The 519-nt window shown below is 65.7% G+C and carries 1 protein-coding gene; it reads left to right on the top strand.

Annotated elements, in window-relative coordinates; all coding sequences use genetic code 11:
• Positions 1-519 (top strand): extracellular catalytic domain type 1 short-chain-length polyhydroxyalkanoate depolymerase (locus C9414_RS21080; RefSeq protein WP_142398089.1); only part of this gene is annotated, 519 nt, incomplete at both ends.

Raw genomic sequence — 519 nt, 5'->3', positions numbered from 1 at the left:
CGCGGCCGCGCCGGCCGGGCACTGGGACATCGCCCTGTACGGCAATCTGTTCGGCGTCCGCGAATATCAGGTCTGGGTACCGGCCGGCTACGACGGCGCCCAGCCATTGCCGCTGCTGCTGGTCCTGCACGGCTGCGTCAACGGCCCGAACCTGATGGGCGAGGCCTCGGGGTTCAACGATGTGGCCGATACCGAGGGCTTCATCGTGGTCTATCCACGGCAGAACGTTACCTCCAACCCGGCGCGCTGCTGGAACTGGCAGCTGCCGATCAACCAGGCCCGCGACAGCGGCGAGCCGTCGATCCTGGCCGGCATCGTCGACAAGGTAAAAGCCGACTACAGCGTGGATCCGCATCGGGTCTATGTGACCGGCATTTCGGCCGGCGGTGCGATGACCTCGATCATGCTGGCCTGCTACTCGGATGTGTTCGCCGCCGGCGCCATCCATTCCGGTGGCATGTTTAAGGGTGCCACCACCATTTCCGGCAGCGCCTATGCGCTCCTGGCCGGCAGCATCTA

Source organism: Bacillus sp. Nf3, from assembly GCF_003028545.1.
Lineage (GTDB): Bacteria > Bacillota > Bacilli > Bacillales > Bacillaceae > Bacillus > Bacillus safensis.
This window is presented reverse-complemented; position numbering and strand designations above follow the sequence as displayed.